6 protein-coding genes are annotated in these 7,137 nt (G+C 71.0%); 2 read left to right on the forward strand and 4 right to left on the reverse strand.

The window, feature by feature from the left end; genetic code table 11:
• Positions 1-5 precede the first annotated feature (5 nt).
• Complete coding sequence (locus tag NS283_RS09400; RefSeq protein ID WP_058596603.1) at positions 6-1,727, forward strand: LamG-like jellyroll fold domain-containing protein; 1,722 nt, start codon at positions 6-8, stop codon at positions 1,725-1,727.
• A 78-nt stretch (positions 1,728-1,805) separates the two neighbouring features.
• Here the strand turns inward: NS283_RS09400 and NS283_RS09405 are convergent, their stop codons facing one another.
• Positions 1,806-3,128, reverse strand: a complete 1,323-nt coding sequence (locus NS283_RS09405) for an APC family permease (RefSeq protein WP_058596604.1) — start codon at positions 3,126-3,128, stop codon at positions 1,806-1,808.
• A 50-nt stretch (positions 3,129-3,178) separates the two neighbouring features.
• Positions 3,179-4,795 (reverse strand): amidohydrolase, encoded by a 1,617-nt coding sequence (locus tag NS283_RS09410; protein ID WP_058596605.1) that lies wholly within the window; start codon positions 4,793-4,795, stop codon positions 3,179-3,181.
• A 182-nt stretch (positions 4,796-4,977) separates the two neighbouring features.
• Here NS283_RS09410 and NS283_RS09415 point away from each other — a divergent pair, with 182 nt between their 5' ends.
• Positions 4,978-5,601 carry a TetR/AcrR family transcriptional regulator C-terminal domain-containing protein gene (locus NS283_RS09415; protein ID WP_193752657.1) on the forward strand — a complete coding sequence of 208 codons (624 nt, stop codon included), beginning with the start codon at positions 4,978-4,980 and terminating at the stop codon, positions 5,599-5,601.
• 12 nt (positions 5,602-5,613) lie between these two features.
• On the opposite strand, the gene NS283_RS09420 is transcribed toward NS283_RS09415, so the two are convergent.
• Together NS283_RS09420 and NS283_RS09425 are read right to left on the reverse strand one after the other, a co-directional pair.
• A complete protein-coding gene (locus NS283_RS09420) occupies positions 5,614-6,417 on the reverse strand; it encodes a DUF1206 domain-containing protein (protein ID WP_058596607.1) in 804 nt (267 codons plus the stop codon).
• 16 nt (positions 6,418-6,433) lie between these two features.
• On the reverse strand, positions 6,434-7,111 hold the full coding sequence (locus NS283_RS09425; RefSeq protein ID WP_058596608.1) for a phosphatase PAP2 family protein: 678 nt from the start codon (positions 7,109-7,111) through the stop codon (positions 6,434-6,436).
• Between the last annotated feature and the right edge of the window lie 26 nt (positions 7,112-7,137).

Below are 7,137 nucleotides of genomic sequence, written 5' to 3' on the forward strand. Positions count from 1 at the left end.
CGTCTGTGATCTCCCACCCCGCGGCGGCCGCCGTCCGAGGCAGCGTGCGCCCGGCGATCATCGTCGCCGTCGCACTCGTGCTGCTCTCGGTCGCGGTCGCCGCGGCGTTCGCCGCGGCAGGCATCCGCTTGTTCGCCGTCCAGACCCCGAGCATGGGCCAGACCGCGCCCGTGGGCTCGCTCATCGTCAGCCGCGCCGAGCCGACCTATGCGATCGGCGACGTCGTCACCTTCTCGACCGGCGACCGCACCGTGACGCACCGCATCGTCGCTGCTGCGGACGAATCGTTCACCACGCAGGGAGACCTCAACGGCGCGCCCGACGGCAGCCCGGTCACGGCAGACCGGGTGATCGGGCGAGCCGTGGCGATCCTCCCCGGCGTCGGCTTCCTGCTGCAGGTCGCCCCCTGGCTGCTGTTGGGCGTCGCGCTCACCGAAGCGCTCGTGTGGCTCAGCCTGCGGCAGCCGGGGTGGATCTGGAGCGTCCGCCTGACCGGGTGGTCGCTGACCGTCACGCTCGTCGCCCTGTGGCTCCGGCCGTGGTTCAACGTTCAGATGCTCGACTTCCGTCCGGGCGACGACGCCACCAGCGCGCTCCTGCACGTGGTCAACACGGGGCTGTTCCCGATCCTGGCGGGCGGCACGCGGCTGCTCAGCGGCCAGGACGCGGTCGTCTCCACGACCGACCGTCTTCCCAGCGGTGCCTACGTGCTCACCCCGCAACCCGATCTCGACCTGCCCCTTCGGATCCTCGTCATCGCCCTGTGCCTGCTCCCGCTCGGGGCAGCGCTGCTCATCCGCGACGACGATCCGGTCGCGCTGCCCGACGGTCGTCGCGCCCGGCCCGACCGCCGCGGCGGTCGCATCGTCGTCCCGCTCGTGATCCTCACGGTGCTCGCCGTCGCCGCGCTCACGACGTTCTCCGCGACGGGGGCGAACCTCACCGCGCGCGTGACCAACTCGAAGGACACGGCGGGGACGAACGCGTTCTTCACCTGTCGCGACGCGGCGCTCGCCGTCGGCACCTCCGCGACCAAGGGCGCCTACGCCCTCACCCCCACCAACACCCCGGCCAAGACCGAGAACGATCTCTCCGGCTCCGTGCCACGACGCGCGACGTACGCGATCGCCCCGACCTCGTCGGCGAGTGTCGGATGCCTCCGCGATTCTCCGTCCACCTCAGTGAGCTTCAACGGCACGTCGCAGTGCCTCTACGTGCCGGGATCCGTGACGAACCCGAACACCTTCACGATCGAGGCCTGGTTCCGCGCTCCGTCGACCGGACGGGGGAAGATCATCGGCTTCGGCGACGCGAACCAGTCCGCCGCCGACGGTCACTACGACCGACACGTCTACCTCGACCAGACCGGTCGCATCGTGTTCGGCGTGTACCCCGGGAGTGTGCGGACGATCTCGACCCCGGCCGGGCGTTCGTACGCCGACGGGGCGTGGCACGCGGTGGTGGCGTCGCTCTCGAGCGCGGGCATGGCCCTGTACGTCGACGGGAGCCTCGTCGCCACGAACACCTCGATCACCACGGGCGAGAACTTCTCGGGGTACTGGAAGATCGGCTGCGGCAACCTCACCGCGTGGGCCAACGGAACCTCGAACGGCTCGATCGACTGGTCCGGCCCGTCCTTCTTCACGGGCGAGATCCAGTTCGCGGCGATCTACACGCGCGCCCTCTCCATCGACGAGGTGCGCTCGCACTACGCCGCCGGGCGTTGACGCACACCTCGCGCGAGACACGGCCGCACACGCCGGCGGCGCGGCATCCGGAATCCCCCGACGCCGCGCCGCCACCGATCACGCCGGGATGCGTTCGGGCGCCTCGGCCTCTTCGTCGAACTCGACCTCGGGCGGCCGACGGCGGAACCCGCGGGTCAGCACCGCGAGCCAGACGACACCGACGCCGATCCAGACGAGACCGACCGTGAGCGCGAGCGGCGACAGGCTGAACCACAGCCACGCGGTGAGCGCGAAGCCGAGGGCGGGCAGGACCCCGTAGCGGAAGACGGCGGCCCCGCCGCGACGGCCTTCGTCGATGAGGAAGTGCTTGATCACCGACAGGTTGACGAGCGAGAACGCGGCCAAGGCACCGAAGCTGATGAGGGATGCCACCGTGTTCAGGTCGGCGAACAGCGCGGCGAGCGAGACGACACCGACGAAGATCGCCGCCCCGATCGGCGTGCGGTAACGCTTGCTCAGCCGCGCGAAGAAGCTCGGCAGCACACCGTCGCGCCCCATCGCGAACAGGATGCGCGCCACGCTGGCCTGCGACGCGAGTGCCGCGGCGATGCAGCCCGCGATGTACGCGATGAGGAAGAAGAGCTCGAGCCAGCGCCCCGCGGCGACCTCCATGATCTGGTTCGCCGCGGCATCCGGGTTCTCGATGTCGGCGACGTTCGGGATGACGAGGGTCGACACGTACGCGATCACGGTGAAGATGAGCCCGCCGATGATCGTCGTCAGGATGATCGCCCGCGGGACCGTGCGCTGGGGGTCGCGCGCCTCCTCGGAGAGGGTCGAGATGGCGTCGAACCCGAGGAACGACAGGGCGAGCATGGCGGCACCCGCGAGGAGGCCGGGGAAGGTGAGGCCGGCATCGTAGAGAGGCTGCAGCAACGAGACGCCGGGATTCTGCAGGACGTGGAGCACCGCGCACACGACGAACACAGCCGCGAACACGAGCTGCAGCCCCACCAGCACGAGATTGGCGTTGCGCACCACCGTGATGCCCACGATGTTCAGCCCGGTGATGAGGAGGACGCCCGCCAGAGCGAACACCCACGGCGGGATGCCGGGCAGCTGCGCGTTCAGATAGATGCCCATCAGCACGTAGTTGATGAGCGGGAGCAGCAGGTAGTCGATCATGAGCGACCACCCGGTGAGGAAGCCGACGTGACCGCCGAACGCGCGGCGGGCGTAGGTGTACGCGCTGCCCGCACGGGGGAACGCCTTCACGAGGGCGGCATAGCTGAACGCGGTGAACAGCATGGCGACGAGCGTCACGAGGTAGGCCGTCGGCACGTGGCCGCCGGTCGTGACGGCGACGAGGCCGTACGTGGTGAAGACGGTCAGCGGCACCATGTAGGCGAGGCCGAAGATGACGAGGGAGGGAACTCCCATGACTCGCCGGAGCGAGGTTGCGGAGGAGGTCACGGTTTTCCTGTTCGGGGTCAGAAAGAGCGAGGCGGAGTGGCGCCGGCGAGCGCCGACGCCGTGAAGGTGCGGATGCCGCGCCGCCACGTCCCGCGGATACGGGCGTCGGCGATGCGGGCGACCGGCTCGCGGCGGATGTCGCGATCGAGCCAGACGAGGTCGGCGACCATGCCGGGGCGAAGAGCGCCGCGGTGAGCGTCGTCGCCGGCCTGCCACGCGACTCCGCTCGTGGCGGCGTCGAGGGCTTCGTCGAGGGTGAGTCGTTCCTCGGGCTGCCAGCCGCCGGCGGGCTGCCCGGCTTCGTCCTGACGGGTCACCGCGGTGCGGATCCCCAGGAGCACGTCCGGCGAGGTGACGGGCCAGTCGCTGCCGAAGCTGAGGTGCGCACCGGCGGTGCGCGCGGCACGCATGCGGTACTGCCTCTCCCGCAGGGGGCCGAGGCGCGGCAGCGTGAGCTCGGTCATCACGGCGTCGGGAACGGCCCACTGGGGCTGGAAACAGAAGGTGACCTCGAGCTCCGCGAGTCGCGGCAGGTCGGCCGGGTCGACGATCTGCGCGTGGGCGATCGTGAGGCGACGCCCGCGGCGAAGGCTCTCTCGAATGCCCTCGGCGGCGCCGATCGCCGCGCGCACCGCGGCGTCGCCGATCGCGTGCAGGTGCACATCGAACCCGGCGGCGTCGCACGCGGCGACGGCCTCGCCGAGCTGATCCGGATGCCAGTTCGGCAGACCGCGGGTGCGGGCATCGTGGTAGCAGTCGAGAAGGTGCGCAGTGTGGTTCTCGAGGATGCCGTCGACGAAGAACTTCACGGTGCGCGCGGTGAGGCCCGGGACCCCGGCGATACCGTCGGCGGCGCGGCGCAGGTCGTCCAGCTGCGCGGGCCAGCGGACGGGGTCGGCGCGCAGCGCGAGGTCGACGTCGACCGCGAGTCGAGCGCTTTCCGCCGCCGAAACCCACGCGGGGAGGTCGTCGAGCTCGGTCCACGCCTCTTGCACCCAGGCGATGCCGTGCGCCGCGAGACGCTCGGTGGCCCAGGCGAGCGCCTCGACGTCGGCCTCCACCGACGGCCGCGGCGCGCGGTCCAGGACGAGGTCGATCGCCGGTCGCTCGACGAGCGTGCCGAGCGGGGAGCCGTCGGGTCGGCGGACGATGCGTCCGAGCGCGGGCTCGGGGGTCTCGGCATCCAGTCCCGCCGCCCGCAGGGCCGCAGTGTTCGCCCAGACCGTGTGATAGTCCCAGGCGTGCAGGACGACGGGTCGCTCGGACTCCGCCTCGTCGAGCCAGAGGGCGTCGAACATCCCGCCCTCCACGATCGTGGCGTCGTAGCTGCCGCCGATGAGCCAGGTGTCGTCGCTGTCGGCGGCCCACGCCCGGACCCGCTGGACGATCTCGGCGACGGAGGTCGCATCGCGCAGTTCCGGCCCGCGCCGCTCGCGTCCGGCGAGCAGTGGGTGGGCGTGTCCATCGCCGAACGCGGGGAGCAGGAGCCCACCCTCGAGGTCGACCACCTCGGCATCGGCGGGAACCGGCGAGCCCCCGGATACCACGACCCCGTCGACCACGACGAGCCGGTCGACGTCGGTCGTCGATCCGTCGACACGGATCGCACCGTTCGTGAACACCACGACCGCCATGGAAACCTCCTCGAGACCACGCTGCGAGAAACATACAGCGTAGGTTTTAGGAACGCTACGACTTTTTCTCTCGACGAGATCGCCGTTTCGTCGACTCGTCACGAACCCGATACACGCCCGAAACGCGGGCATCGCGTAACGTGGTCGAACCCGACCGAAAGGCCCGACCGAAAGGCCCCGACGTGCCCCGGCCGCCGCACCCCAAGCTCTCGCGCGAGGCGATCGCCCGCGCCGCTCTCGCTCTCGTCGATCGCGACGGAAGCGACGGGGCGAGCATCCGGCGCGTCGCCGACCGCCTGAAGGTGCACCCGACCTCGCTCTACAACCACGTGCCGAACCTCGCGGCGCTCATCGAAGACGTCCGCGCGCTGGTCTCGCAGCGCATCGACTCGTCCCCGCTCCGCGACGACGAGTGGGAGGAGGGCCTGCGTCGTTGGGCGCGCTCCTACCGGGACGCCTTCCGCCGCCACCCCCGGACGATCCCGCTGCTCATGTCGCACCGCTCGTCGGCACCGCTGCTGATGTCGCAGTACGAGGACTTCGCCGTCGCCGCCGAGCGCGTGGGCTGGAAGAGCGACGACATCCTGCCGTTGCTCACGGCCTTCGAGTCGTTCATCCTCGGCAGCGTGCTCGACATGTCGGGCCCGACCGTGATGTTCGATCCGACGGGCCAGGAGGAGAGCGTTCCCCGGTTCGCCGCGGCCTACGCCACCCTCGTCGACCAGGACCCGGCCGACCCGGTCGCGACGCGCGCGTTCGAGCTCGGCCTCTCGCTCCTCATCGCCGGAGCCCGGCCGCGGGAGTGAGGCCGGGCGCGGTCACATGTGCGCGTACCGCGCGCGGGCGAAGCAGAAGAGGCCGTAGACGACGAGGCCCGCACCGACGAGCCACAGAACGACCTGTCCGAACGGCAGACCCGCGAGCGAACGCAGGGCGGCATCGAGTCCGCCGGCGGTCGACGGGTCGTGCTTCAGCGCGGCGACCACGAACAGCACGCCCGCCACGCCGACGGCCACCCCCTTGGCGATGTACCCCACCATGCCGAAGGTGCGGATGCCGCGCCCCGCCGCCCCGCCGGGGATCGACATGTGCTTCTCGAACGCCTTCGTGAACCCGCGCACGACGAAGGCCACGCCGACCGCGGCGACGCCGAGGCCGACCACGACGAGCAGCACGACCCCGGCGGGGTTCGACAGCAGCTGCGCGGACATCGTCTGCGACGACTGCGACGAGCTCGAGTGTCCGCCGAGCGCGACGGTGAGAGCGGTGAACGCGATCGCGGCGTAGGCGACGGCGGTACCGACGAACTTCGCGCGATGCGCCCAGCGCTTCTTGGCATCCGGGTCCTGCTCGACGATCGCCTCGGCGATCTGCCACACCGCGAGCGCGGCCAGGCCGACGACGACGACCCAGAGCAGCACCACCCCCGCGGGAGCCTGAGCGACCTTCTCCAACGCCCCGCTCTGGTCGGCGCTGTCGCCGCCGGACCCGGTTGCGATCGAGATCGCGATCACCCCGATCAGCAGGTGGAGCAGGCCGAGCACGACGTACCCGACGCGCGCGGCGATCTCGAAAGCGGTCGAGTCCTGCGCCCTGTTCGCGGCGGCCGAGGGAGTGGTCATCCGGGAACCGTAGCCCTCACGCGCTCGTCGCGGTGAGGCGTTGCGCGCGACGCTCGCGAACCACTTGGATGAGCGCCCACACGAACGTCGAGACCGCGATCCCTTCGAGAGCACCGGCGACGACGTCCGAGAGCCAGTGCGCGTGCAGGTAGGTACGACTCCACATCATCAGCACCACCCAGACGACCCCGGCGATCCACACCCATCGGCGTCGCAGGATCAGACCGAGCACGACGGCGATGGTCGTCGCGACCGCCGTGTGGCCCGAGGGGAAGGACGTCGCCATCGTCTCTGCCAGGGAGTCGGCGGGCCGCTGCCGAGCGATGATGGCGGCCATCGGCGCGCCGATCGCGACGACGAGGGCGATGGATGACGCGACCGTCAGCGCGTCCCACGGACGGCGGCGCACCGCGAAGACGATCGTCGTCGCCACCCCGATCACGATCATGCCGATCGTGCCGCCCACGATCGCGGGGATCCACGCGAGGATCACGCCCACCGGGGTCGCGATCCCCGCCATCGCGGCATCCCACCACACGTCGACGTCGAGGGCCGTGTGTCCGTTCAGCGCGACGGCGAGGCGCAGGGCGACGAACGCGACCGTGGCCAGCGCGCCGACGACGAGGGCGACGGTGCGGCGAGCATCCGCGGCGACGACCGGGGGCGCCGCGGCGTCGATCGGTGTGACATCCATCCCGGAATGCTGACAGGACCGGATGC

The organism is Microbacterium testaceum (assembly GCF_001476285.1).
GTDB classification, from domain to species: Bacteria; Actinomycetota; Actinomycetes; order Actinomycetales; family Microbacteriaceae; genus Microbacterium; species Microbacterium testaceum_B.

Excerpts from the sequence above, each read along its gene's own strand:
- NS283_RS09425 (WP_058596608.1), bottom strand. The coding sequence starts at position 7,111 with ATGGATGTCACACCGATCGACGCCGCGGCGCCCCCGGTCGTCGCCGCG.
- NS283_RS09405 (WP_058596604.1), bottom strand. The coding sequence starts at position 3,128 with ATGGGAGTTCCCTCCCTCGTCATCTTCGGCCTCGCCTACATGGTGCCG.
- NS283_RS09420 (WP_058596607.1), bottom strand. The coding sequence starts at position 6,417 with ATGACCACTCCCTCGGCCGCCGCGAACAGGGCGCAGGACTCGACCGCT.
- NS283_RS09410 (WP_058596605.1), bottom strand. The coding sequence starts at position 4,795 with ATGGCGGTCGTGGTGTTCACGAACGGTGCGATCCGTGTCGACGGATCG.